General features: G+C 55.3%; 26 protein-coding genes. 12 read left to right on the top strand and 14 right to left on the bottom strand.

The features are described from left to right. Position 1: 1 nt before the first annotated feature. From RYZ27_RS06625 to RYZ27_RS06610, 4 genes are all read left to right on the top strand, one after another. Entirely contained in the window at positions 2–1,594 is a 1,593-nt protein-coding gene (locus tag RYZ27_RS06625; protein WP_406681596.1) for an ABC transporter permease, read from the top strand. Then, entirely contained in the window at positions 1,591–2,598 is a 1,008-nt protein-coding gene (locus RYZ27_RS06620) for an ABC transporter ATP-binding protein (RefSeq protein ID WP_406681595.1), read from the top strand. Before RYZ27_RS06625 ends, RYZ27_RS06620 begins: the two co-directional genes overlap by 4 nt. Positions 2,599–2,676: 78 nt before the next feature. Further along, entirely contained in the window at positions 2,677–4,038 is a 1,362-nt protein-coding gene (locus RYZ27_RS06615) for a M48 family metalloprotease (protein ID WP_406681594.1), read from the top strand. Positions 4,039–4,131: 93 nt separating this feature from the next. Further along, entirely contained in the window at positions 4,132–4,878 is a 747-nt protein-coding gene (locus RYZ27_RS06610) for a thioredoxin domain-containing protein (protein WP_406681593.1), read from the top strand. On the opposite strand, the gene RYZ27_RS06605 is transcribed toward RYZ27_RS06610, so the two are convergent. Together RYZ27_RS06605 and thiS are read right to left on the bottom strand one after the other, a co-directional pair. Beyond that, on the bottom strand, positions 4,875–5,648 hold the full coding sequence (locus RYZ27_RS06605; protein ID WP_406681592.1) for a thiazole synthase: 774 nt from the start codon (positions 5,646–5,648) through the stop codon (positions 4,875–4,877). The genes RYZ27_RS06610 and RYZ27_RS06605 overlap by 4 nt on opposite strands. A gap of 16 nt (positions 5,649–5,664) precedes the next feature. Beyond that, positions 5,665–5,865, bottom strand: a complete 201-nt coding sequence (gene thiS, locus RYZ27_RS06600) for a sulfur carrier protein ThiS (protein ID WP_406681591.1) — start codon at positions 5,863–5,865, stop codon at positions 5,665–5,667. A gap of 68 nt (positions 5,866–5,933) precedes the next feature. On the opposite strand from thiS, the gene aroQ reads away from it, so the two are divergent. Genes aroQ through aat form a run of 4 tightly spaced genes read left to right on the top strand, consistent with a single transcriptional unit; the run spans position 5,934 to position 8,899 of the window. Further along, on the top strand, positions 5,934–6,365 hold the full coding sequence (gene aroQ / locus RYZ27_RS06595; RefSeq protein WP_406681590.1) for a type II 3-dehydroquinate dehydratase: 432 nt from the start codon (positions 5,934–5,936) through the stop codon (positions 6,363–6,365). 14 nt (positions 6,366–6,379) lie between these two features. Further along, positions 6,380–6,874: an acetyl-CoA carboxylase biotin carboxyl carrier protein gene (accB, locus tag RYZ27_RS06590; RefSeq protein WP_406681589.1), complete on the top strand. Its 495-nt coding sequence runs from the start codon at positions 6,380–6,382 to the stop codon at positions 6,872–6,874. Positions 6,875–6,885: 11 nt separating this feature from the next. After that, entirely contained in the window at positions 6,886–8,226 is a 1,341-nt protein-coding gene (accC, locus tag RYZ27_RS06585) for an acetyl-CoA carboxylase biotin carboxylase subunit (protein WP_406681588.1), read from the top strand. A gap of 10 nt (positions 8,227–8,236) precedes the next feature. Beyond that, positions 8,237–8,899 (top strand): leucyl/phenylalanyl-tRNA--protein transferase, encoded by a 663-nt coding sequence (gene aat / locus RYZ27_RS06580; protein WP_406681587.1) that lies wholly within the window; start codon positions 8,237–8,239, stop codon positions 8,897–8,899. Here the strand turns inward: aat and RYZ27_RS06575 are convergent. The 3 genes from RYZ27_RS06575 to RYZ27_RS06565 are packed head-to-tail and all read right to left on the bottom strand — an operon-like array spanning position 8,830 to position 10,182. Continuing rightward, positions 8,830–9,303, bottom strand: a complete 474-nt coding sequence (locus tag RYZ27_RS06575) for a DUF2155 domain-containing protein (protein WP_406681586.1) — start codon at positions 9,301–9,303, stop codon at positions 8,830–8,832. The genes aat and RYZ27_RS06575 overlap by 70 nt on opposite strands. Beyond that, positions 9,300–9,800 (bottom strand): MlaD family protein, encoded by a 501-nt coding sequence (locus tag RYZ27_RS06570; RefSeq protein ID WP_406681585.1) that lies wholly within the window; start codon positions 9,798–9,800, stop codon positions 9,300–9,302. The genes RYZ27_RS06575 and RYZ27_RS06570 overlap by 4 nt, the downstream gene beginning before the upstream one ends. Continuing rightward, positions 9,793–10,182: an NADH:ubiquinone oxidoreductase subunit NDUFA12 gene (locus tag RYZ27_RS06565; protein WP_406681584.1), complete on the bottom strand. Its 390-nt coding sequence runs from the start codon at positions 10,180–10,182 to the stop codon at positions 9,793–9,795. Before RYZ27_RS06565 ends, RYZ27_RS06570 begins: the two co-directional genes overlap by 8 nt. A 128-nt stretch (positions 10,183–10,310) precedes the next feature. On the opposite strand from RYZ27_RS06565, the gene RYZ27_RS06560 reads away from it, so the two are divergent. The 3 genes from RYZ27_RS06560 (at position 10,311) to RYZ27_RS06550 (ending at position 13,912) form a co-directional block, all read left to right on the top strand. Continuing rightward, positions 10,311–12,536 carry a hypothetical protein gene (locus RYZ27_RS06560; protein WP_406681583.1) on the top strand — a complete coding sequence of 742 codons (2,226 nt, stop codon included), beginning with the start codon at positions 10,311–10,313 and terminating at the stop codon, positions 12,534–12,536. A 66-nt stretch (positions 12,537–12,602) separates the two neighbouring features. After that, a complete protein-coding gene (locus tag RYZ27_RS06555; protein WP_406681582.1) occupies positions 12,603–13,097 on the top strand; it encodes a pentapeptide repeat-containing protein in 495 nt (164 codons plus the stop codon). Positions 13,098–13,195: 98 nt separating this feature from the next. After that, positions 13,196–13,912 carry a pentapeptide repeat-containing protein gene (locus RYZ27_RS06550; RefSeq protein ID WP_406681581.1) on the top strand — a complete coding sequence of 239 codons (717 nt, stop codon included), beginning with the start codon at positions 13,196–13,198 and terminating at the stop codon, positions 13,910–13,912. Here the strand turns inward: RYZ27_RS06550 and tatC are convergent. From tatC to RYZ27_RS06510, 8 genes are all read right to left on the bottom strand, one after another. Beyond that, on the bottom strand, positions 13,909–14,736 hold the full coding sequence (tatC, locus tag RYZ27_RS06545) for a twin-arginine translocase subunit TatC (RefSeq protein ID WP_406681580.1): 828 nt from the start codon (positions 14,734–14,736) through the stop codon (positions 13,909–13,911). The two genes, RYZ27_RS06550 and tatC, sit on opposite strands and share 4 nt — an antisense overlap. Further along, positions 14,726–15,115: a Sec-independent protein translocase protein TatB gene (tatB, locus tag RYZ27_RS06540; RefSeq protein WP_406681579.1), complete on the bottom strand. Its 390-nt coding sequence runs from the start codon at positions 15,113–15,115 to the stop codon at positions 14,726–14,728. The genes tatC and tatB overlap by 11 nt, the downstream gene beginning before the upstream one ends. Before the next feature lie 21 nt (positions 15,116–15,136). Further along, positions 15,137–15,358 carry a twin-arginine translocase TatA/TatE family subunit gene (gene tatA, locus RYZ27_RS06535; RefSeq protein ID WP_406681577.1) on the bottom strand — a complete coding sequence of 74 codons (222 nt, stop codon included), beginning with the start codon at positions 15,356–15,358 and terminating at the stop codon, positions 15,137–15,139. Positions 15,359–15,457: 99 nt separating this feature from the next. Beyond that, positions 15,458–16,228, bottom strand: coding sequence for an SMC-Scp complex subunit ScpB (gene scpB / locus RYZ27_RS06530; protein WP_406681576.1), 771 nt, complete (start codon positions 16,226–16,228; stop codon positions 15,458–15,460). Further along, positions 16,228–17,022 carry a segregation and condensation protein A gene (locus RYZ27_RS06525; RefSeq protein WP_406681575.1) on the bottom strand — a complete coding sequence of 265 codons (795 nt, stop codon included), beginning with the start codon at positions 17,020–17,022 and terminating at the stop codon, positions 16,228–16,230. Before RYZ27_RS06525 ends, scpB begins: the two co-directional genes overlap by 1 nt. A gap of 5 nt (positions 17,023–17,027) precedes the next feature. Beyond that, the gene (locus RYZ27_RS06520) at positions 17,028–18,074 is read right to left on the bottom strand and encodes a glycoside hydrolase family 3 N-terminal domain-containing protein (protein ID WP_406681574.1); all 1,047 of its coding nucleotides are present in this window, start codon (positions 18,072–18,074) and stop codon (positions 17,028–17,030) included. Next, entirely contained in the window at positions 18,074–18,955 is an 882-nt protein-coding gene (locus RYZ27_RS06515; RefSeq protein WP_406681573.1) for an SPOR domain-containing protein, read from the bottom strand. The genes RYZ27_RS06520 and RYZ27_RS06515 overlap by 1 nt, the downstream gene beginning before the upstream one ends. 72 nt (positions 18,956–19,027) lie before the next feature. Next, on the bottom strand, positions 19,028–20,230 hold the full coding sequence (locus RYZ27_RS06510) for a deoxyguanosinetriphosphate triphosphohydrolase (protein WP_406681572.1): 1,203 nt from the start codon (positions 20,228–20,230) through the stop codon (positions 19,028–19,030). Between RYZ27_RS06510 and erpA the strand changes: the two genes are divergently transcribed. Then, positions 20,223–20,555 carry an iron-sulfur cluster insertion protein ErpA gene (gene erpA, locus RYZ27_RS06505; protein ID WP_406681768.1) on the top strand — a complete coding sequence of 111 codons (333 nt, stop codon included), beginning with the start codon at positions 20,223–20,225 and terminating at the stop codon, positions 20,553–20,555. The genes RYZ27_RS06510 and erpA overlap by 8 nt on opposite strands. Here erpA and gor read toward each other — a convergent pair. Then, positions 20,552–21,952, bottom strand: coding sequence for a glutathione-disulfide reductase (gene gor / locus RYZ27_RS06500; protein WP_406681571.1), 1,401 nt, complete (start codon positions 21,950–21,952; stop codon positions 20,552–20,554). The two genes, erpA and gor, sit on opposite strands and share 4 nt — an antisense overlap. Positions 21,953–21,981: the final 29 nt, after the last annotated feature.

The following is a 21,981-nucleotide window of genomic DNA, read 5'->3' as shown; positions in this document are numbered from 1 at the left end:
TTTGAATCTCCTGACGGCATATCAGGGACAAACGCGACGACTGACCTTTCTGACAGTGACGGGCTTCATATTGCTGCCCGTCGCCGTTGCGATTTGGTTTGGGCTAACGCTTGGCGGGGGTGAAACCTGGAGCCACATTCTCAATAATCGGCTTGCGCCTTATACGGCGACAACTTTGGGCATGCTCTGCCTCGTCGCTGTACAGGTTCTACTGATTGCTGTTCCGGCTGCGTGGCTGGTCAGCCGATACAGATTCCCCGGACGCGCCATCTTCAACTGGGCGCTCGTCTTACCACTGGCTGTACCCGGATACGTTATGGCCTATGTCTGGGCGGAACTGAGCGGGGTAAGCGGCCCATTCCAGACATTCATCCGTGACATGACAGGCTTGCGTGCCCGGGACTATTTTTTCCCTGATGTCTATAACTTGCCCGGCCTGTCATTTGTGTTGGCGACGACGCTCTTCCCCTATGTTTACATTACGGCGAGAGCGGCCTTCGCCAACCAGTCGCTGTCGACCTTAGAGGCGGCACGCAGTTTGGGGGCCAGCCACCACAGAACATTCTGGCATGTTGCCCTGCCTGCGGCGCGCCCCGCTATCGTTGCAGGCCTTGCGTTGGCCATGATGGAAGCAGCGGCCGACTATGGCGCCGCAGACTTTCTGGGAATTCCAACCTTGGGGGTGGGTATCATCCGTGCCTGGAACAGTTTTGGCGAACCGGCAACCGCAGCGCGGCTGGCCCTCGTTCTGATCGCGATCGCCTTTGCTTTTATGATCATCGAGAAAGTCTCGCGTGGGCAAAGAGGCAGTCAGGAAACCTCCTCGCGATGGCGCTCACCAGACCCACAAACGCTATCGCGCACAAGCGGCCTCCTCGCATCAGCTTTTTGCGGGATCATTCTTCTTGTCAGCTTCATCCTTCCGGTTGGCCGGTTGCTATGGCTGTCTCTGGAATTGCGGGCAGTGATGCCAGACATAAGTGGGCCACTGATCTCCACACTGTTATTGGCAAGCTTTGGAACAATCCTCGGCCTGATTTGCGCGATTGCTCTGACCTTGAGCGCGCGGGGGCGCAGTCGACAAGCTGGCCGACTTGTGACGGCTGCAGGATACGCTGCACCGGGTGCTGTGCTCGCGCTTGGCGCAGTTTTGTTCCTTTCCAGTTCCAATCTGTCTATCTCAGGGCCGTTTTCGCTGGCAATCCTTGTCTGGGTGTACGCGAGCCGCTTTACCGCAGCAGGCTCAGAACCACTGCAAGCAGCGCTCGAACGTGCGCCTAAGTCGCTGGATCACGCGACACGCAGTCTTGGCGCAACCGGTTTACGCCGCCTGATTCGTGTTGATCTCCCCTTGATCAGTCCGGGCCTGTGGGCTGGGCTTCTGATCCTATTTGTCGAGACCCTGAAAGAGCTACCCGCGACGCTGATGCTACGGCCCTTCGGGTGGGATACACTTGCAGTTGAGGCCTATAAGTATGCGGCTGATGAGCGACTGGCCCAGGCGGTCTTCCCGTCCTTGTTGATTACCCTTGCAGGGCTTGCACCTGTCCTCTTGCTTTCCTGGCAGATGTCGCGTTCACGTCAGGTACAATGACCCAAGCATTGCCCCTGACCCTAGAAAACCTGACCAAAAGGTATGGTGAGAGAACTGTTCTCGACAGTGTCTCTTTGACGGCTGTGCCGGGCGAAGTCACAATGATCCTTGGGGCTTCTGGTGCGGGCAAGTCCACACTTTTACGTTTGGTCGCTGGACTTGAAGCCCCGTCTTCAGGGACCGTTTTTAGCGGCGATACCTGCCTCTCCAGCCCTAAGAACGTAACGCCCCCTGAGGCACGGCAGATTGGTCTGGTCTTTCAGGACTTTGCCCTCTTTCCGAATATGCGCGTAACGGAGAATGTGCGGTTCGGAATGCGCGGGACCTCCAAACAGGAGGCTGAAGCCACGATTGAAAAATGGCTAGAAACACTTGGCATCGCGCACAGGGCCGAGGCTTATCCCCATCACCTCTCAGGAGGCGAGCAACAGCGGGTAGCCATTGCGCGCGCCCTTGCCGCCAATCCAAATGCGATCATGATGGATGAACCCTTTTCGGGACTGGACCCGGCAAACAGGGATACAGTCCGCACGGCAGCGCTGGACGCGCTTCGGAAAGCAAACATACCAACATTGATGGTCACACATGATGCCTCGGAAGCTTTGGCCTATGGCGATCAGATCGCGGTGCTGGACCAAGGCAAACTTTTGCAGGTGGGTACGCCAGACGATGTTTTCCTGAGCCCGCAAAATCTGATTGTCGCAAAAGCCTTTGGCCCGCTAGAAGTGGTTTCAGCCAGCGCGCTCTCAGCTCTATGGCCCGAACTTGCCCAACCTAAGAGCGAGACAATTTTCTATCGCCCCGAGGCCATTTCAGTATCGGATAACTTAGACGGTATCGATATGACGATCACGGGTGTTCAGCGAACGGGAAGCACGCTGGACCTCATCCTCGAGCATGAAAGCGGACTGAGCCTAAAAAGCCGAATAGTCCCTGCTTCAAAACCCGAAATTGGCGCAAGCGTAGCCATTAAAGTCAATCCCGGCCTGTTCCATGCATTCTGACAATTGCGTCATGAATGGGTTCGGCCCCTCGCCAATCTGCACGCGGCGTCTTAGCTTATAGGAAAGTGTGGAGCCGATATGTCGTCTTTCCTCAGAATATGCCTGCTAATCTGCGCCGCCTTTTGTGTGTTTGCCGCAGAAGTTCGCGCGCAAGGCCTGATCCGCGACGCTGAGATCGAGAAAGTGCTTCGGGATTGGACGGACCCTATCCTTGAAGCGGCGGAACTCGAGCCTAACGATGTGGGTCTCTACATTATCAATGATAGAAGCCTGAATGCTTTCGTTGCGAATGGTCAGCGCATTCATATTCATGCTGGCCTGATCATGGCGGCGGACAATGCCAGTCAGGTGATTGGCGTTATTGCGCACGAGACATGTCACATCGCTTGCGGACATACCGTAACGCGGGCAAGAGCCGCCCGCGTGGCGTCACGCCCAGCGTTGGTTTCGATCGGCCTGGGTATCTTGGCGATTGCTGCGGGTGCCGGGGATGCGGGCGCGGCCTTGATTGCAAGCTCCAGCCAGTTCGGCGCGTTGAACTTCTTCGTTCATACCCGAGCCGAAGAAGCCATGGCCGATGCGGAGGCTATTCGCTATCTCACCGCATTGGGATGGAATACGAACGGGATTGCTGAATTCTTTGAGAAATATCGCTATCAGGAGGTCCTCTCCGAAGCCCGGCGCTATCCCTACTTCCGCACTCACCCGCTCGCCTCGCAGCGTGTACGAACGACGCGAGCGCTGGCCAATGATTCAGGCCTTGCAGACAAGCCGGAAGATCCTATCCGCGTACACCAGTTTGAGATGATCAAAGCCAAACTGATTGGCTTTCTTGAATCGCCAGCACGCGTCTTCAATGAGTATCCCCCAACCGATGACTCCCAGCCTGCTCGCTATGCTCGTGCGATCTCAGCGATGCGGTCAGCTGATCACCAAAGCGCGCTTAAGGAAATTGACGCTCTGATCGAGATCGATCCTGAGAATCCATATTTCTACGAACTTAAGGGCGATATCTTGATGGATAATCACAAGGCGAGTGAGGCCATTGCTCCTTACGAGAAAGCTCGTGAAATACTGCCAGGCAATTCGCTTTTGAAAATATCTTATGCGCGCGCACGTCTTGTCCGTGAAGAGCCAGGCGATATCGAAGCTGCCGAGTTTGCCCTACGAGATGCTTTGGCTTTTGAACCTGATAATGCGTTTGCCTGGCGGGAATTGTCGATCGCCTATGAAAAGCAAGATAAGCGTTCGCTTGCCCAGCTCGCGACAGCAGAGTCGCGTTACAATGTTGGTGACTACCCGAATGCCTATGCCTTTGCGAGCCGAGCCTTGCGCGAGCTTGAGCCCAACTCACCAGCCTGGCGGCAAGCGTCTGATATCCGAAATGCGACCGATCCAGCTCTGCCGGAGAATGAGATGTTCTGGCGTCGTCGTCGCTAATCACACAATTGTCAGCGATATCCCCTTGCCGGTTCACGCCGTAGAAAGCATTTGAGGCCAGTAGACATGACCAAGATAGTCCAAGGATTCGACATGCAAAAATTTCTGCCGCTCACATTAGCTGTTTCAGCCATTGCGCTGACGCCAGCCTGCGCCCAGCAAGAGGTTAACACGTCCGACCGGGCGGCCATCGAAAACGTTGTCCGCGAGTATATTCTGGAAAATCCTGAAATCATCGAAGAGGCATTGATCGCCCTGCAGGCGAAGCGTAACGCGGCTGAAATGGAAACTGCGCGTGAGGCCATCGCAAACAATGCCGATGCGCTTTTCAACACCGCCTCAGATTACTCTGTTGGCCCTGCTGATGCACCTGTCACGGTTGTAGAATTCTTCGACTATCGCTGCGGCTTCTGTAAGCGTTCAGCGGAGTGGGCTGTAAACCTGCCTGAGCAGTATGATGGTCAGGTCCGAGTTGTCTTTAAAGAGCTCCCTATCCTGTCGGCTGAAAGCGAAAAAGCTGCGCTGGCCGCGCTCGCTGCGGGAAAGCAAGACAAGTATATGGAAATGCACATGGCTCTTATGGAGCTGGATAATGGTTCAGGCTTTGGCCCTGATGCAATTGATGGCGCCGCAAAAGAGGCTGGTGTCGACGTTGTCAAAATGCGCGCCGACATGAATTCCATGGAAGTTCAGCGCCAACTGGCTGACATGAAGTCTCTCGCTCGCACCCTAGACATTAATGGTACGCCAAACTTCATCGTTGGCACGTCACAAGTCCCTGGCGCGGACACCAATGCCGTGCAGGCGCTTATTGACGCTGAACTGGCTGCGCTGGACTAGATTAAACCCGCCAGAGGGGAGGATGGGTCGGCATACTTCTTCCGGCCCATACGCCCCGCCAGATACGCTTCCCGGCCAGCTATGACAGCGTGCTTCATGGCGCTTGCCATAAGAATGGGGTCTTTTGCTTCTGCTATTGCAGTGTTCATCAGAACACCGTCACACCCAAGTTCCATTGCGATGGCGGCATCTGAAGCCGTCCCGACTCCCGCATCAACAATGACCGGTACGCGGGCTTGCTCGACGATTAATCGGATGTTGAGCGGGTTCTGAATACCGAGGCCAGACCCAATAAGGCTGCCCAAAGGCATAATGGCGCAGCAACCTGCATCTTCGAGCTTGCGCGCATAGACCGGATCATCGGAGCAGTAGACCATGACCTCAAAGCCGTCAGCGATCAGATCTTTGGCGGCCTTCAAAGTCTCTTCCATATCTGGATAAAGCGTCTTCTGGTCTGATAGAACTTCCAATTTGACCAGATCCCAACCGCCTGCTTCTCGGGCAAGACGCAACGTGCGTACAGCATCATCGGCTGTGAAGCATCCGGCCGTGTTCGGCAGATAAGTGAACTCATCCGGCTTCACATGATCTTGCAGACGATCTTCGTCCGGATTGGACCAGTTCACGCGGCGCAGCGCCACAGTGACCATCTCAGCGCCAGCCGCGCGGGCCGCCTCTGCATTTTGCGCATAGGAGGCATACTTGCCAGTGCCAACGATCAGGCGCGACTGAAACGTGCGGCCTGCAACAATCAGAGGCGAATCATTCATACTCAAATCTCTTTCTTCAACCGCCACCGACAAACTGTACGATCTCGAGCTGATCGCCATCCTGTAGCATGGTTGTGGCATGCTCTGCTTTCGGAACGATTTCAAGGTTACGTTCTATCGCAATACCGCGTGGATCACCGCCTAAAGTCAGGACAAGCGCCTCAACACTTGTGCCTTCTGTAACGTTCCGAGATTCGCCATTCAGGATAATCTGCATCTGAACTGCCTCCTTACCCGTGTATGCCCTTGCCAAGGCTTAAATTCCACCGCAAACCGTGTGTGACAATGACGCAACACATATTTGTTCTCAACGGGCCAAATCTCAACCTGCTCGGCACACGCGAGCCAGAGATTTATGGCAAGGACACGCTGGATGACATCCACCAGCGTATGATCTCGGCAGCCCCGGATGCGGAAATCACGTTCCTGCAGACCAATTCAGAAGGTCAGCTTGTTGATTGGGTGCAGCAAGCTTCACGCGAAGCGAGCGCCCTGATTCTCAATGCCGGGGCATATACGCATACCTCTATTGCAGTGCATGACGCCCTGCGGGCTTGCAAAATCCCTGTGATTGAAGTCCACCTGTCAAATCCTGCGGCGCGTGAGGCGTTTCGCGAAACCAACTATATCAGCCCCTGTGCAAGCGGAACCATTGCAGGTTTTGGTGCACACGGTTATCTCATGGCGCTTGACGCCGCCCTCCAGATGACAGCCTGAGGAGCCCTTGGATAATGTCTACCCCTAAATCTAAACTTGATGCTGGCCTTGTCCGCGAACTTGCTGCGATCTTGCGTGAAGCTGATCTTGGTGAAGTTGAAGTTGAGCATGAAGGCCTGCGCATTCGGGTCAGCAAAGCGACTTCCATGACACCGCCACCTGCTCCAGCGGCACAATTTGTTCAGGCGCCGGCAGCAGTCGCTGCGCCTGCTCCGGTGGCACCAGCCGCAAGCCCCGCTCCTGCAGCGGCGGCCCCTACTGCAACCAGTGCCCCGGACAATGCCGTAAACAGCCCAATGGTCGGGACAGTCTATCTCTCTGCTGAGCCGGGCGCGAAGCCATTTGTGGCTGTGGGCGACAAGGTTAAAGCTGGCGATACGCTGATGCTCATTGAAGCTATGAAGACCTTCAATCCGGTTGAAGCGCCAAGCGCTGGCACGGTGAAGCAGATTATTGTCGGCGATGCCCAGCCGGTTGAATTCGGCGAGCCCCTCATCGTCATCGAATAAGGAACAGGTCGATGATCGAAAAAGTTCTTATCGCCAATCGTGGTGAGATCGCCTTGCGCATCCATCGCGCCTGTAAGGAAATGGGTCTGCAGACTGTGGCGGTCCATTCCGAGGCTGACCGTGATGCCATGGCTGTCCGTCTTGCCGACGAATCTGTCTGTATTGGTCCTGCGCCTAGTGCGCAAAGCTACCTCAAGAAGTCGCAAATCATTGCGGCGGCAGAGATTACCAATGCTGATGCGATTCATCCCGGCTATGGCTTCCTGTCCGAGAATGCCCAGTTTGCCGAAATGGTTGAGGCCCATGACCTGATCTTTATTGGGCCAACTGCTGACCATATCCGAACGATGGGCGACAAAATTGCTGCTAAGCAGACCATGATTGATGCTGGCGTACCTGTCGTTCCTGGCTCTGAGGGTGGCATTAAGACCATCAGTGAAGCCAAGAAAATTGCCAAAAAGATTGGTTACCCTGTTTTGATCAAAGCCGCCTCTGGTGGCGGTGGGCGCGGCATGAAGGTCGCTGAAACCGAGAAAGATCTGGAAACCGCGATCAAGACCGCGAAAACCGAAGCGAAAGCCGCTTTTGGGGATGATGCAGTCTATCTTGAGAAATATCTCGCAAGACCGCGGCATATCGAAATCCAGATCATTGCCGACAAGCACGGCAATGTTTGTCATCTTTGGGAGCGCGATTGCTCTTTGCAACGTCGCCACCAGAAGGTGTTTGAGGAAGCGCCTTCCCCGGCCCTGAATCAAGCGCAGCGCGAAGAAATCGGCATGATCGTCGCCAAAGCCGTCAAGAGAATGGGTTATCGCGGCGCTGGCACCATGGAATTCCTGTATGAGGATGGCGAGTTCTATTTCATCGAAATGAACACGCGTATTCAGGTGGAGCACCCGGTAACGGAGATGATCACCGGAATTGACCTCATCCGCGAGCAAATCCGCGTCGCCGATGGCAAAAAGCTCTCCTTCACTCAGGAAGATGTCATCCTCGTTGGCCATGCGATTGAGTGCCGAATCAATGCTGAGCACCCTGAGACCTTCGTGCCATCACCGGGTACAATTACAGAGTTTCATGCCCCGGGTGGCCTCGATGTGCGTCTCGATAGTGCTGCCTATGCCGGGTACAAGATCCCGCCACACTACGACTCAATGATCGGCAAGCTGATCGTGCATGGCCGTACGCGAAACGAATGCATCATGCGCCTGCGCCGCGCTTTGGGTGAAATGGTTGTTGGTGGTGTCAATACGACCCTGCCCTTGCACCAAAGGCTCGTCGAAGCCCAGGATGTAATTGACGGCAATTATGACATCCACTGGCTGGAACGCTTTCTCGGCCTGAAATAACGGAGCAGCCATGTCGAATCGCTTCGACACAGAAGACCTGCTCAATTGCTACAGACGTGGCGTGTTTCCAATGGCGGATTCGCGCCACGATATGCGGCTTTTCCTGATGGATCCGGATCTGCGCGGGGTGTTGCCCTTGGATGGCTTTCATATTCCAAGGCGGCTTCGCCGTACCGTTCGGCAGGACCGGTTTCGGGTGACTATTAACACAGCCTTCAATCGCGTGATTGAAGCCTGTGCCGAGCCACACCCAACGCGGCCCGCGACATGGATCAATGACACAATCCTCAACCTTTACAGCGCTCTGCATCGCGAGGGGTATGCCCATTCCATCGAATGCTGGTCGCAGACGGATGAACTGGTCGGTGGTCTCTACGGCGTTTCAACAGGGGCAGCGTTCTTTGGAGAAAGCATGTTCTCGCGCGCAACCGATGCTTCAAAAGTGGCTTTGGTTCACCTGGTCGCGCGACTGAAGGCAGGGAATTACAAACTCCTCGATGCGCAATTCCATAATGCGCATCTGGAACAATTTGGGCTTGAGGAAATCCCACGCGAGGCTTTCCGGCAGCAATTGTGGAGCGCTTTGCGGAGCGAGGGAGACTTCTACTCGCTTGGCTCCAAAGGTGCCGTTACCGGCGCAACGGCCCTGCAATGGATCACCCAGATATCGTAAACAGGGTGCTCAAGCGCACTTAGGCCCGGCGAGGATGCGTACATCCAACCGCTGAAGCGCAAGTCGACATCATCCCCTTCAGTCGCTTCACGCTCTGCCTCTGTCAGGCTGCGCGGCGCCGCCATGGTCTGCACCTGCCTGGAGGTTGCTGATGTCAGCTTCAGAAAGGCAACACTCTCAGGCGGTTCTTCTGGTGGGGCTTGGAAGCAGGTCTCCAGATCAATCCGCAAGGAGCCGTAGACCTGCGGTTCACTAACGCGAACATCAAAATCGGTCGAGCGCCCGGTAATCTTGTCGAGGGCCCGTAAAGTGACCGTGTCATACTGACCATATGTCTCGTTGCTCTGGGCTATCGCAATGCCGGAAAAGCAAACAAGCGCGCTGAGGGTCAGTAATCGAATCATTCACCGTCACTCCCGCCATTGCCCTGAGCGAAGGAGGCAAACAGCGTCATCAGATCAACAGACCCCTGAGCGTAGAGAAGCTCATTACACCCGCTTTCCCCGAACAGGGTTTCATCAGCGGCGCACTCAGGAATCTCACCAAAACCGGGGGCTGGCTCAATGTTGATATAGCTTCCCCCAAGTAGACCTTCAGACTGAACCCGTGCCGTGGTGCCGTCACCCAGTGGCAGAATGCTCGCATCAATGGCCATAATGACTTGTGCTTCTACGCGATCGCGGTCGAGTACTTTTTCACGGACGGTGCCGATCTTAACACCCGCCATGCGGACATCTGTGCCCCGCTCAATACCACTGGCAGAGCTGAAGCGCGCGCCGATCTCAACGGTTTCATCGCCGGTCGCGGCATCCCCGCCCTGCCCAACGGCAAAAAAGAAAAACAGCCCGGCGACGACCAGAACCCCAAGGCCGATCAGAGTCTCAAAAATTGATTCACGCATCTGGAGTCCAAGCCTCGTAATCGCCGACATTTTCTTTACGCTCACCTGTCTCACGCAGGCTGCCCTGCGGGCGATACGCAAACACAGTCCCGGTCATGTTAGGGGCGTGATCAGTTTCCCAATCCCGGCGCGCCAAAGGTGCCTCTGTTGGCGGCTCTTCAAAGGTGTAATGCAGCCAGCCATACCACTCTGGTGGGACCTTGGAAGGCTCTGCCAGTCCTTTGTAAATGACATAGCGACGCTTACGCCCCTCGATTGAAACCTTGCGGTCCTCAAAGTAGCGATTGCCGTACTCATCTGTACCGACATGCTGGCTGCGGCGCTTGATATCAAACCAACCGCCAGGGCTTACGCCATTCCACCAAGTAAACAGTTTGAACATGATTTTGTTCCTGCCAATGCTTTAGGGCGGCAATATGGCGCTAGGCCTCGCCCGAATCCAGTTACAAGGGCAACACATCATGTTGCAAGGCGCGTCAACCCCGCCTTGCTGCGTAGGGAGACAGGCTAATGGTCGCAAAATACTCACCACAGTCCTTGATAGAGGCCGCAAAGGAGGCTGGGCTGGTTAGTTCAGTGATGTCCCTGCGTGACATTTCGCCTGCCTTTTCCGATCACTATGCGGTTGCCGAAGACGCGTTGCAGGCAGCCAGAGCGGTGACATTAAAACGTACAAGCTTACTGGCGTCGGCTGATACATTAGAGGGGCTTGGCGACCGCCCACGCAACGCAGAGCTGGCTGAAGCGGTGGCACAGGGCGTTCCGACAAACCTCATTGCAGTCGGTTTGTCACAGGATAAGGGCTTCTTACGACTGGCCATGGACCTGCGCGAGCAAGCCACAGCCTCTGGGCCAACACTGTCCGCGCAAATGCCTGAAAACTGTGATGAAGAGACTCTCAATGAACTGCGCCACGCCGGAATTTCGGTCCTTTTGGGCGAAACGCTCCTGACCACAGATACGCCGGCAATTGCCATCGATCTCAGCCGATTCGTGACACCAGATGGGTTTGAGACGGATGTCCTGCGTGACCTGATCCAGGCGGCGCGCAACATTCATGGAGAGGCCCTGTGTGTCCTCCCATGCGGAATAAGCGCTGCGGCAATGGCGTTGGGCAAACCCTTTAGCCCGGATATTGCCATCCAGCTCATCAAGCTTCTAAAAGCTTGCGCCAATGATGAGAGCTTCCGAAAGAGTGATGCTGACATGCTTGGGCTGCCCAGCCTGCGCAAACAGCCTGAAACCTATGCCCACCCTGTTTTGATTGCGCCGCTATCCATACAGGCTCTTTCTGATTTTGAACCAAGTTCTCAAGAGTTTGCGCCCTTTACCGCAACAGTGCTGCAAGATGATGAGGGGCACTGGGATGTCGCCGGACCAACCCGTCTAGGCTTGGCCAGAACCACGCCGGAGGGGCTCGCTCATTTGCTGACAGAGCTTTCGAATGCGGCAGATATTGAGGCAGTCCCGGGCTTTGGCGATGATATTCTGAAGACACGAGGCTTCTCAACAGACGCCATCGGTAAGGTCCAAAGTGCTCTTGGCGAAGGTTTGCCTCTCAATGCGGCCTTTTCACGATGGGTCCTTGGCGATGAAATTATCTCAAGTGATCTTCGCCTGCCACCAGAGGCCTTTGATTCAGATGGCCGCGGCCTTCTGAAGGCTGTTGGCTTCACCAAGGCGGAAATTGCAACAGCAGAAGCCGCGCTGGACAATCGCACTGAGGGGATGACCCAGCAGGTTCTTCAACAAGCCGGATTGCTGCAAGCTGCAAGCCCGGAAGATGACTGGACGGCTTTACTGGATGTGGAAGGTCTTCACCTTATCCAATCCGTATCGGGCCCACTCCCAAGCAAGTCGGATGCAGTTTCTCGGCCCGCATCACCACTCTGGCTGCTGCCACTGGATGCAGAGCAGGATCGTAGCATTGCTGAGCGTATGGCCCATATCGAGGCGCTGGCTGCTGATATTGTGGCGGAAGAAGATGCAGCACCGCCCCCTTACACGCCCGATATAGCCGATCACCCAAATGTGTCTCGCACCCGTCTGCCTGATCGCCGTAAAGGCTATATCCAGAAGGCCGCTGTTGGCGGACATAAAGTCTACCTGCATACAGGTGAGTTCAGTGATGGCCATCTCGGTGAAATCTTCATCGATATGCACAAGGAGGGCGCCGCATTCCGCTCGCTGATGAACAATTTTGCCATCGCGGTCTCCCTGGGCCTGCAATATGGCGTCCCGCTCGAAGAATATGTTGATGCCTTCGTCTTCACGCGCTTTGAGCCGGCAGGTGAGGTCACAGGCAATGACCGTATCACGGCGGCAACGTCGATTCTCGATTACATCTTCCGAGAATTGGCTGTCTCCTATCTCGACCGTGAAGACTTGGCAGAGCTCGGTGATGCAACACATGATGGCCTTGGCCGTGGGGAGCGTGATGGCATCAGCAAGACGGAAGGCCAGCCCCTGTCAGGAGAAGCCGCGCAATTGATCTCTCGCGGGTTCTCTCGCGGTCATATCCCGGACAATATCGTCATCCTGAACCGTAAACGCGAAGAGAAAGCCGCAGAGGAAGAGATTGCTAAAGCGGAAGCCGAAGCAGAAGCAGCCGAGGCAGCACAGACCTATATGCCTGATGCTTGCCCGGAATGTGGAAGCTTCACCCTCTATACCGATGAGACTGACGGACAGATCAATTGTGATACCTGTGGCAAGGTCGGGGTCGCGCTAAGCTAAGCCTTGATGGTCCAAACCTTGCGAAGGATGGGATAGTTGCCTCTCTGAAGTCAGGACCTTTGTGCCATGATGAAACATCTTCTTGCTGTCACCGCGCTTGCTTTGAGCCTTTCAATGCCAGCGGTTGCCCAAAATGCCAGCCAAATCGCGAAGGTGAAGAAGGGCCAATCCTGTGAAGGATGTAACCTGTTTCAGGCAGATCTGGCCTATCGTGATGTATCGGGTCTCAATCTTTCCAAATCGCGTTTGCGTCAGTCTGACCTCTCCCTCGCGACGCTTCAGAGCGTAAACCTCTCAGGCGCGAACCTGTCGGTCGCGAATATGTTTGGCGCTCGCTTTAACCGCTGCAATTTCAGCCAGGCGAACCTGACGTCTGCGACAGCTGTTGGTGCCTATTTTGGATCGTCCAACCTATCTGGGGCAAACCTCTCCGGGGTTAATCTGTCAGGGGCGGACCTTTCAATGGCGAAAGGGTTGTCGCAAGCCCAACTCAACAAAGCCTGCGGTGATCGCTCAACAAAACTGCCGAAAGGCCTGCGTATTTCCCGCTGCATTTCATAAGGTGTGTCTGCGGCTTTGTGGCAACACTTTGGCAAAAGCAACAGCGATTACAGCGAGTTTAGTTACAGACACGCCATTCCGCCTTTAAAAGTAAAGCCATGATGAAGCGTATTGCTTTTCTGACTGCGAGTGCCGCGAGCCTTGGCCTGATGGCTGGAGCTCAGCAAGGCCCAGCGCGTGTATCCTGGGCGCCTTCGGACACAGGCTCCTGCACGAAATGCTCTTTCGTGGGCCATGACCTTTCTGGCTGGAATATCTCCAGAAGCAACTATGCGGGCGCGGACCTAACCGGGGCTAACCTGTATGGCCTAGCTGCCACGGGCGCGGAATTACCCGACATTATTGCCGTGGGCGCTGACTTCAGACGAGCAACCCTGGATGATAGCGATCTGAGCGGATCGGATTTGTCGGGAGCAATTCTAAGCCAAGCGAGCCTCGTGACCGCCAATCTCGGCAATGCCAGTCTCGTCTCTGCAAAAATGCACAGCATTCTTCTGATTGGTGCCTCAATGCCAGGCGCACGCCTTATTGCTGTGAAGGCGAACAACGCAGATTTCTCTGGTGCCAATCTTTATCGCGCTGACTTCACAGCAGCACGCTTGTCAGGTGCAACATTTGACAATGCTATCCTGAATTTTACGAATTTTGCCAATGCGGACCTCAGCAACGCAAAAATTCGAGGCGCCCGCTTGGTTGATGTTAATTTCACGGATGTTGCGGGCCTTGAGACGGTCGATTTTGAGGACACGTGCTGGATTGGGTCTACGCAGCTGCCAGAAAACCTGAACGTTCCGCAGTGCCCGTTCGACGATTAGGCCTCTGACGCCTCTTCTTCCTGCGCCTTGCGTTCAAACATCGCGACAATCCAGATACTCGCCTCGTAAAGGCCATATACAGGCACGGTCAGCATGATTTGCGAAATCATGTCTGGTGGCGTGAAGAAAGCGGAAGCGGCCAGAATACCGACGAGGGCATACTTGCGACCTTTGCGAAGGGTTTCCGCGCCAATAATGCCAACCTTACCCAGCAAGCTCAAGATCACCGGCAACTGGAAAGACAAGCCGAACGCGATCATCAGCGCCATCACGAGAGACAAGTATTCTGAGACTTTGATTTGCGGTACGATCGCGGCAATCCCCTCCCCGCCTAATTGCTCGAACGAGAGCGCAAAGCGGGCGATCAAAGGCAGCATAGCGTAGTAAACGAAGACCGCGCCAATCGTGAACAGGATGGGTGCGGCGATCAGAAATGGCAGGAAGGCGTAGCGCTCATTCTTGTAGAGACCCGGCGCGACAAAGCCGTAGAGCTGCCAGGCGATCACCGGAAACGCGAGGAATAGCCCCCCAAACAAGGCAAGCTTCAATTGGACGAAGAAGACTTCCAACGGCGCTGTGTAGATCAGTTCAAAATCAGTCTTTCCACGTCCCAGCACGGCCTCATTGAGAAGCGGTTCGACGAGGAGATTGTAAATAGGCTTGGCAATGAAGAAGCAGGCAATCGTCGCGACGCCCAAGGCCGCCATGCACCAGATCAAGCGATTACGCAGCTCTGTCAGGTGTGAGAGAAGCGGCGCACGGCTTGCTTCGACCTCATCCTCTATGATGTCAGGTTTCTGATCATCCGGCAGCTCAGTCGTCATGTTTCGCCTCGGTGGATGGTTCTTTTTCCGGTTTAGCGGCGTCTTCTGTGCCCGCCTCAGCCTCAGCGCTTGCTTTTGCAGCGCGCTCAGTCGCTAGAACCTGCTCATTAATGTCGCTCTCAACCGCTTTGAGGTCATCGACAGCCTGACTCACCGTATTCTCACGCTTCAGGGATTCAATCTCCTGCCGTAGGTCATCAAGCTCTGCCTGCCGGGCAATATCGTCAAAGGCGGAGCGAAACTCATTCGCCATCGCGCGGCCACGGGCCACGAACTGCCCGATCTGGCGCATCATACGCGGCAGGTCTTTCGGGCCGACAACAATCAGCGCGACAATCGCAATGAGCAAAAACTCGGTAAGACCAAACTGGGGTAGCATCGAATAATCCTGAGCTGTCCCCTATGAGGTGGTTTTCGACTTATCCTTTTCCGGTGTGATATTGACCATATCCTCACCTTCAACGGCCTTCTTTGCCGCTTCATCCTCATCGCTCAAGCCCTTGCGGAAGCTTTTAATGCCTTTGGCAAGGTCACCCATGATTGATGAAATACGCCCTCTTCCTCCAAACAGGAGGAGCGCAATAACAGCAACGATAAGCAATTGCATCCAACTCGGGGCCATGACGTTCTCCTAGATATGATTGTGTTCTAGCTTCACGCTGTCAGTCCGGCAATCCCGCGACTGGCTTGTTCAGGGAATAATGTCGAATAAATCGCGACCTTAGTCGTCCTCAGCTTCATGCATGAAGTCTGTGATGAACTCACCATCTTGGGTTTCAACATCGAAGGCCATATCCGCTTCATCTTCTTCAAGCGCCTCATCGACTGCAAAGCCCTCCGGCATGACGTCTGACAGTAGGCCATCAGCCTCCAGATCAGCCCGGCCCGGCAGAACGTCGAGGCTTTCCAGACCAAAGTGCTCGAGGAAAGCTTGTGTCGTGCCATACGTGACCGGGCGGCCAGGCGTACGGCGACGGCCTTTCAGCTTGACCCATCCTGCTTCCATAAGGACATCAATCGTACCTTTGGAGACAGCGACCCCGCGAACCGCTTCAATCTCTGCACGTGTGACGGGTTGTCCATAAGCAATGATGGCAAGCGTTTCCAAGGCGGCTTGTGAGAGCTTTTTCTGCTCATGGCGTTCTTCAACGAACAGAAAGGACAGGTCTTCGGCTGTTTCAAACCGCCATTTGCCGCCAACCTCAACCAGACTCACCCCGCGCGTGGCATAGCTGGCTTTCAGGGTCATTAGCACACTGGCAACGTCTACACCGGGTGGCAGCGCCTCAGTAATCTGCACCGCCGTAAGCGGTTCACCCGCTGCGAAGAGAATGGCCTCAGCCCGGCGAACGGCCTCAGCCAGACTGCTTTCCTCGGCCTCAAACAGGGTTTCGGCAGAACGCTGGTAAGCAAAAGAGAGTTGGCGCACAGCCTGACGAATATCTTCAGGGGCTTCCTCTATCGGAACCGCTTGGCTTGTTTGTTCCGTCATCAGGCGGCCTCCTCTTCATCCGGCGACTTGGTTTTAAGGTAGAGCGGGCCAAAATGCTGCTCTTGCCGGACATCCACTTCGCCATCCCGTGTCAGCTCCAGCGCCGCAGAAAACACACTGGCTGTCGCAGAACTGTTCGGGATTTCGTCATCATTAGCAATGATTTGGGCGCGAATGTCATCCAGACTCGCCCAATTGGTGAGTTTCACACGAATATCGCGTAGACGGTCCCGCGCCTGTTCCAGGGGCAAGACATACTGATTTTCGATAGCGTGTGGGGCTTCCATCTCCTGACGCTGGCGTACCGCGCCAAAAGCCTGCATCAAATGCCAGACCGTGGTGTCATATTCCGTTGTGCTGATCACTTTCGGACGCTCTGGCTGGCCACGTGAGAAAACATCGCGTCCAAAGATACGGCCATCCATGAGCGCTTCGCCAGCCTCTCGCATCGCCTCAAGCCGTTTCAGGCGGAAAGCGAGCTGCGCCGCCATTTCATCAGCGCTGCCCTCACCGTCTTTGACCTGATCCTGCTTTGGCAGCAGGAGGCGAGATTTCAGATAGGCGAGCCATGCCGCCATCAGGAGGTATTCTGCCGCAAGGTCGATCCGCTTGCTGCGCGCTTCCTCAATGAATTCGAGATACTGATTAGAGAGATCCAGAATTGAGACATGCAGCAAGTCGACCTTCTGGCGACGCGCCATATCCAGCAACAGATGCAGCGGCCCTTCATATCCCTCAACATCAATCGAGAAGAGGTCTTCACCTTCAATATCATTGATGTTCAACTCACTCATCGTGATCAGGCCCCTGCCTCAGCAACAGGTTCTAGAAGGCGATCGAACTCTGCCCATGCCGCTTCACGGTCATAAGAGACAGGCTCCGGGGTCCCCGCATCCACGGCCTCAGCCCGCGCAAGCGAACGCCCTGAGAGTGCGCCAGCAGCCTCTGCAACTTCGGTCATCTCTTGCAGGATCGCATCAGGCTCTTTCAGGAAGCCAGAGCAATGTAGCAACACATCGCATCCCGCAGCCAAGGCCCGCTCACCCCGTGATGCCAAAGTGCCGCCAAGGGCCTGCATGCCAAGATCATCCGTCATCAGAAGACCATCAAACCCGATTCGCCCGCGTATGACGTCAGAAATAACCGTTTTCGAAACGGTTGCTGCTTCGCGTGGGGCGATGGCTTCGAGACAAACATGCCCTGTCATCCCCATCAGGGATGCATCCTTAACCCCAGCAAAAACGCTGAAATCCTGTTCAAGCTCGGACAGGCTTGCATCAATGCTTGGCAGGTCGTGATGGCTATCGACAGAGGCTCTGCCCTGCCCCGGCATATGCTTGATGCAGCCAGCAATGCCAGCACGCCGTAGCCCATCAAGCGCTGCACCCGCCAGATCCACAACCATGTCGACACGATCACCAAATGCCCGATCACCAATCGAATCATGCGTAACGGGCTGTCCGAGATCACAGACCGGAGCACAATCGGCACGAATGCCAAGATGCATCAGCTCTGACCCCAGAAGCTGATAACCCAGACGACACGCAGCAATACCGCGCTCGGCATCATGTTTATAGAGATTGCCATATAGCGCAGCAGCCGGGAATTTCGGCCATACGGGTGGGCGCAGCCGCGCAACGCGTCCGCCTTCCTGATCGATAAAAATCAGAGTCTTTCGGCCCGTTGCATTGTGAATGTCCGCAATAAGGGATTGAATCTGCCCTACTGACTGACAGGACCGTCCCATGAGGATAACACCCCACGGGTTTGCCTCTTTCAGAAAAGCCTGCTCGCTCGCGAGCAAAGCTGGCCCGGATACACTGAGTATGCAGGCCCCGATTGGCATTATCGGCTCGCCGCCACGACGATACAGTCACCCCCAGCAGCCTTGTAGTCTGAACAAAAGGCACTTGCGGTCTCGCGGGTTTCAAAAGACCCAACACGCAGGCGGTAGAAAACGCCACGCGCCTCAAGATCAGCGCGCTGGATGTTCAGGACAGCGCCATCGAATAAACGTGCATGGCGTTGTTGGACGCGATTCCAGGCGTCCTGGGCCGCTGTTTCGCTGCGAAGAGCCGCCAACTGGATTTGGAACGCCCCTTGGCTTGCAAACCGGGATACCGTGGCTGGCGCGACTGGCGCAGGCTCAAGCGGCGCCGGTGTAGCGGGCGTATCTGCTGGACGGGTCAAGCGCATTGGCCCTGAATTCAATGACGCTGTCTGCACCTCAGAGGTGTCTGTATCTTCCGCGCGGGGATCAAGACCTTCTGCAATGTCGGCTCTCTGCGTGCGTTCAGTTACCTGCTCAACTGCTGGAGGCGCTGGAATCTCAACGTCTGGTGCGCCCGCAAGCGTCTCACTATCACGGCGAAGGGGCGCGCGGCTCTTGATCGCAGCACGCTCGACAGTGGCCTCATCTGTTTTACCTTCAAGCAGATCGTAATAAGCCTTGTCTGTGTCCCGGACGTTATCAGTATCCGGTGAAGCCTCAGCCACCCGCTTATAGGGCTGTTCAGAGGCATCGACGACCGGAATAGCTGATCCTGCCGGGCGTACACCCTGACGGTAAGTGTTCCAGACAACCCCAGCAAAGATGATCAATACGCCGAGCGCCAGAAACAGAATAACAGGCCCACGACCATTCTCGTCACCAGCACGATCAAAGCCACGATACTCGTCCTCGTAAGGCCCGTAATCGTAATCTGCGCTGTCACTCTGTCTCGACATCATCAACCCCGTACAAGATCATTTCGTTAACATTACGCCCCGTTTCGTTAACGATAATTGAATATCCTGCGCTCAAAGCATGCTTTCCATGCTGAAAAGGCGCCGGTGCAAATCGATGGCATAGTTGTCCGTCATCCCGGCCAGATAGTCACAGACCAAACGTGCTCGGCGAACGGCTGTTGCCTGCTCGGCATCACGCCGCCAGAGATCAGGTAAAGTCTCCGGCTCAGCCATGAACAGCGCAAACAATTCGCTTAGAATGCGCTTGGCCTGACTACGCATGCGATTGACCTTGTAGTGCTTGTACATGCGTTCGTAGAGAAAAGCTCGAAGGGCGCGTTGGTCGCGCTCAAGTTCTTCGGAAAAGGCCACTAGAGGCACAGGCATCGCCCGCACATCGGCAGCGCTTTGCGGGTTATACTTGTCTACGCGTCGCTGCGTCTCTGCTGTCAGGTCATCAATCCAATGGCCAATCAATCGCCGAACGGCTTCAAATACGGTGCGCTTTGTATCGAGCACCGGATAGTCATTTCGAACCGAGCGGAAAATGTCCCCAACCAAGGGTAGCTCTAACATGTCCTCAACCGTAAAGAGCCCAGCGCCAATACCGTCATCGATATCATGATTATTGTAGGCAATGTCGTCGGCCAGCGCCGCAACTTGTGCCTCAGGGCCAGCAAACTGATGAAGTTCCAGTTCCGCCAGATGCGTGAAGTCTCGAAACGCGGCTGGTAGGTCTTCAATCGAGTTATCCGCTGTGACCAGTGGCCCATTATGCTTGCAAATCCCTTCAAGCATTTCCCAGGTCAGATTGAGGCCATCAAAGGTCGGGTAGCGGTCCTCCAGCTTGGTCACTACGCGCAGCGTCTGTGCGTTATGATCAAAGCCTTCATACTCGGCCATACACTCATCCAGCTGGTCCTCACCAGCATGACCAAAGGGCGGATGGCCGAGGTCATGCGCGAGCGCCATGCCTTCAGCGAGGTCCTCGTCCAGACCCAAGGTCCGCGCCACGGAACGGGCAATCTGCGCAACTTCCAAGGAGTGCGTCAGACGTGTGCGATAATGATCGCCTTCATGGGCGACAAAAACCTGCGTTTTCTGCTTCAAACGACGAAAAGCAGAGGCATGAATAATCCGGTCGCGGTCACGCTGAAACGGCGTACGGGTGGCCGATTCCGGCTCGGAGACGAACCGCCCGCGCGATGTTTTCCAGTCTGTTGCAAACACCGCCCTCTTTTCAGGGATGGCGGGTGCTACTATCTTTGTGGCCATGAGCAATGTCACTCTTTCTGAATCGGCTGCCAATCGCATTAAGGCGATTCTGGCTAAACAACCGGATAAGTCCTACCTCCGCGTTAGCGTAGAGGGCGGCGGCTGCTCTGGATTCTCATATAAATTCGATCTGGATGACACCGCCAATCCCGATGACCTGATCGTCGAACGCAACGGTGTGGCGGTCCTCGTCGATGAAATGAGCCTGGAATTCATGGATGGCTCAGAAATTGACTTTTCAACCGAGCTGATCGGCGCTGCGTTCAAGATCAATAATCCGAACGCAACGGCAGGATGCGGCTGCGGGACAAGTTTCTCGGTCTAGCCTTTTACCTGCGGCACCCATTTCGTGCGAAGGGTGACGATCTCTTCGGCAATCGTTGGGTGGACTGCGCAAGTCTCGTCAAACTGGGCTTTGGTTGCGCCCATTTTGACTGCGATCCCGAGCATCTGGATCATCTCACCAGCGTCAGGTGAAACAATATGTGCGCCGATGACAACATCATCTGACTGACGCACGATCACCTTCATGAAGACTTTCTCTGACTTGCCGTTCAGCATGTTCTTCATTGGGCGGAAGCGCGTTTTGTAGACATCAATCGCATTGCCATATTCTTGGCGCGCCTCAGCCTCAGTCAAGCCAACCGTGCCAACCTCAGGCTGCGTAAACACTGCAGTTGCGATCAGATCATGGTTAAACTTGCGGTCCTGACCCCCAAATTCTGTATCGGCAAAGGCATGACCTTCGCGGATCGCAACCGGGGTCAGTTCGGCACGTTGCGTAACATCGCCAACCGCGAATACGTTTTCGACATTTGTCCGCGAGTAGTCATCAACACTAATTCGGCCATTCTCAGCGAAATCGATCCCAGCCTTTTCAAGACCCAGCCCCTTTGTATGCGGACGACGACCGACAGCCATCATGATGACGCTGGCATCAAGTTCCATACCGTTCGTCAGGGTCAGGTGAAGCGGTTGTTCGGCATTATCTGTCTTCTCAATCTTCTCGAAGACTGTCTGTGTGATGACGCGGACGCCCGCCTCTTTCAGGCCTTCATGAACTTGCGTGCGGACATCCATATCAAAGCCGCGCAATACGGTTTCACCGCGATAGACGAGGCATGTCTCGACACCGAGCCCGGCAAACACATGCGCGAACTCACAGGCAATGTACCCGCCGCCCGCAATCACAATATGCTTGGGTAATTCCGTCAAATGGAAGACGCCATCTGACGTAATCGTATGCTCTACGCCGGGCAGTTCATCCTCGTCCGGGCGCCATGGTGTGCCGCCAACGGCGATGAGGATTTTATCTGCGGTAATCGTCTTACCGCTTTTAACGAGCTTCAAAGTGTGCGCGTCGACAAACTCGGCACGCTCTTCAAAAACGGTGACACCGGCATTGACCTGACCACTCATATAGAGCCCGGACAGGCGATCGACCTCTGCGTGCATGTTCGCCATGAACCCCGCGAAATCAAAGCCACCAACTTTGACATCCCAGCCATACTTCTGGGCTTCACTGAGCTTACGGCCATAGTCACTGGCATAGACCATGAACTTCTTCGGCACACAGCCGCGGATGACGCAGGTTCCGCCCATGCGATACTCTTCCGCCAGCGCAACTTTGGCCCCATGCCCCGCCGCAATACGGGCCGCGCGAACACCGCCGGAGCCCCCTCCAATTACAAACAGATCATAATCATAGGAATGCTCAGCCATTGCGGGGTCCAGTCTTGTCAGTCGTCTTG

The organism is Hyphomonas sp. FCG-A18, assembly GCF_045287255.1.
GTDB lineage: Bacteria > Pseudomonadota > Alphaproteobacteria > Caulobacterales > Hyphomonadaceae > Henriciella.
The sequence above is the reverse complement of the archived record's forward strand: the minus strand, read 5'-3'. Positions and strand labels throughout refer to the sequence as shown.

What these genes read in the sequence shown, in the direction of transcription:
- RYZ27_RS06620 (WP_406681595.1), top strand. Translation starts at nt 1,591, where the DNA reads ATGACCCAAGCATTGCCCCTGACCCTAGAAAACCTGACCAAAAGGTAT.
- RYZ27_RS06615 (WP_406681594.1), top strand. Translation starts at nt 2,677, where the DNA reads ATGTCGTCTTTCCTCAGAATATGCCTGCTAATCTGCGCCGCCTTTTGT.
- RYZ27_RS06610 (WP_406681593.1), top strand. Translation starts at nt 4,132, where the DNA reads ATGCAAAAATTTCTGCCGCTCACATTAGCTGTTTCAGCCATTGCGCTG.
- RYZ27_RS06605 (WP_406681592.1), bottom strand. Translation starts at nt 5,648, where the DNA reads ATGAATGATTCGCCTCTGATTGTTGCAGGCCGCACGTTTCAGTCGCGC.
- thiS (WP_406681591.1), bottom strand. Translation starts at nt 5,865, where the DNA reads ATGCAGATTATCCTGAATGGCGAATCTCGGAACGTTACAGAAGGCACA.
- aroQ (WP_406681590.1), top strand. Translation starts at nt 5,934, where the DNA reads ATGACGCAACACATATTTGTTCTCAACGGGCCAAATCTCAACCTGCTC.
- accB (WP_406681589.1), top strand. Translation starts at nt 6,380, where the DNA reads ATGTCTACCCCTAAATCTAAACTTGATGCTGGCCTTGTCCGCGAACTT.
- accC (WP_406681588.1), top strand. Translation starts at nt 6,886, where the DNA reads ATGATCGAAAAAGTTCTTATCGCCAATCGTGGTGAGATCGCCTTGCGC.
- aat (WP_406681587.1), top strand. Translation starts at nt 8,237, where the DNA reads ATGTCGAATCGCTTCGACACAGAAGACCTGCTCAATTGCTACAGACGT.
- RYZ27_RS06575 (WP_406681586.1), bottom strand. Translation starts at nt 9,303, where the DNA reads ATGATTCGATTACTGACCCTCAGCGCGCTTGTTTGCTTTTCCGGCATT.
- RYZ27_RS06570 (WP_406681585.1), bottom strand. Translation starts at nt 9,800, where the DNA reads ATGCGTGAATCAATTTTTGAGACTCTGATCGGCCTTGGGGTTCTGGTC.
- RYZ27_RS06565 (WP_406681584.1), bottom strand. Translation starts at nt 10,182, where the DNA reads ATGTTCAAACTGTTTACTTGGTGGAATGGCGTAAGCCCTGGCGGTTGG.
- RYZ27_RS06560 (WP_406681583.1), top strand. Translation starts at nt 10,311, where the DNA reads ATGGTCGCAAAATACTCACCACAGTCCTTGATAGAGGCCGCAAAGGAG.
- RYZ27_RS06555 (WP_406681582.1), top strand. Translation starts at nt 12,603, where the DNA reads ATGATGAAACATCTTCTTGCTGTCACCGCGCTTGCTTTGAGCCTTTCA.
- RYZ27_RS06550 (WP_406681581.1), top strand. Translation starts at nt 13,196, where the DNA reads ATGATGAAGCGTATTGCTTTTCTGACTGCGAGTGCCGCGAGCCTTGGC.
- tatC (WP_406681580.1), bottom strand. Translation starts at nt 14,736, where the DNA reads ATGACGACTGAGCTGCCGGATGATCAGAAACCTGACATCATAGAGGAT.
- tatB (WP_406681579.1), bottom strand. Translation starts at nt 15,115, where the DNA reads ATGCTACCCCAGTTTGGTCTTACCGAGTTTTTGCTCATTGCGATTGTC.
- tatA (WP_406681577.1), bottom strand. Translation starts at nt 15,358, where the DNA reads ATGGCCCCGAGTTGGATGCAATTGCTTATCGTTGCTGTTATTGCGCTC.
- scpB (WP_406681576.1), bottom strand. Translation starts at nt 16,228, where the DNA reads ATGACGGAACAAACAAGCCAAGCGGTTCCGATAGAGGAAGCCCCTGAA.
- RYZ27_RS06525 (WP_406681575.1), bottom strand. Translation starts at nt 17,022, where the DNA reads ATGAGTGAGTTGAACATCAATGATATTGAAGGTGAAGACCTCTTCTCG.
- RYZ27_RS06520 (WP_406681574.1), bottom strand. Translation starts at nt 18,074, where the DNA reads ATGCCAATCGGGGCCTGCATACTCAGTGTATCCGGGCCAGCTTTGCTC.
- RYZ27_RS06515 (WP_406681573.1), bottom strand. Translation starts at nt 18,955, where the DNA reads ATGTCGAGACAGAGTGACAGCGCAGATTACGATTACGGGCCTTACGAG.
- RYZ27_RS06510 (WP_406681572.1), bottom strand. Translation starts at nt 20,230, where the DNA reads ATGGCCACAAAGATAGTAGCACCCGCCATCCCTGAAAAGAGGGCGGTG.
- gor (WP_406681571.1), bottom strand. Translation starts at nt 21,952, where the DNA reads ATGGCTGAGCATTCCTATGATTATGATCTGTTTGTAATTGGAGGGGGC.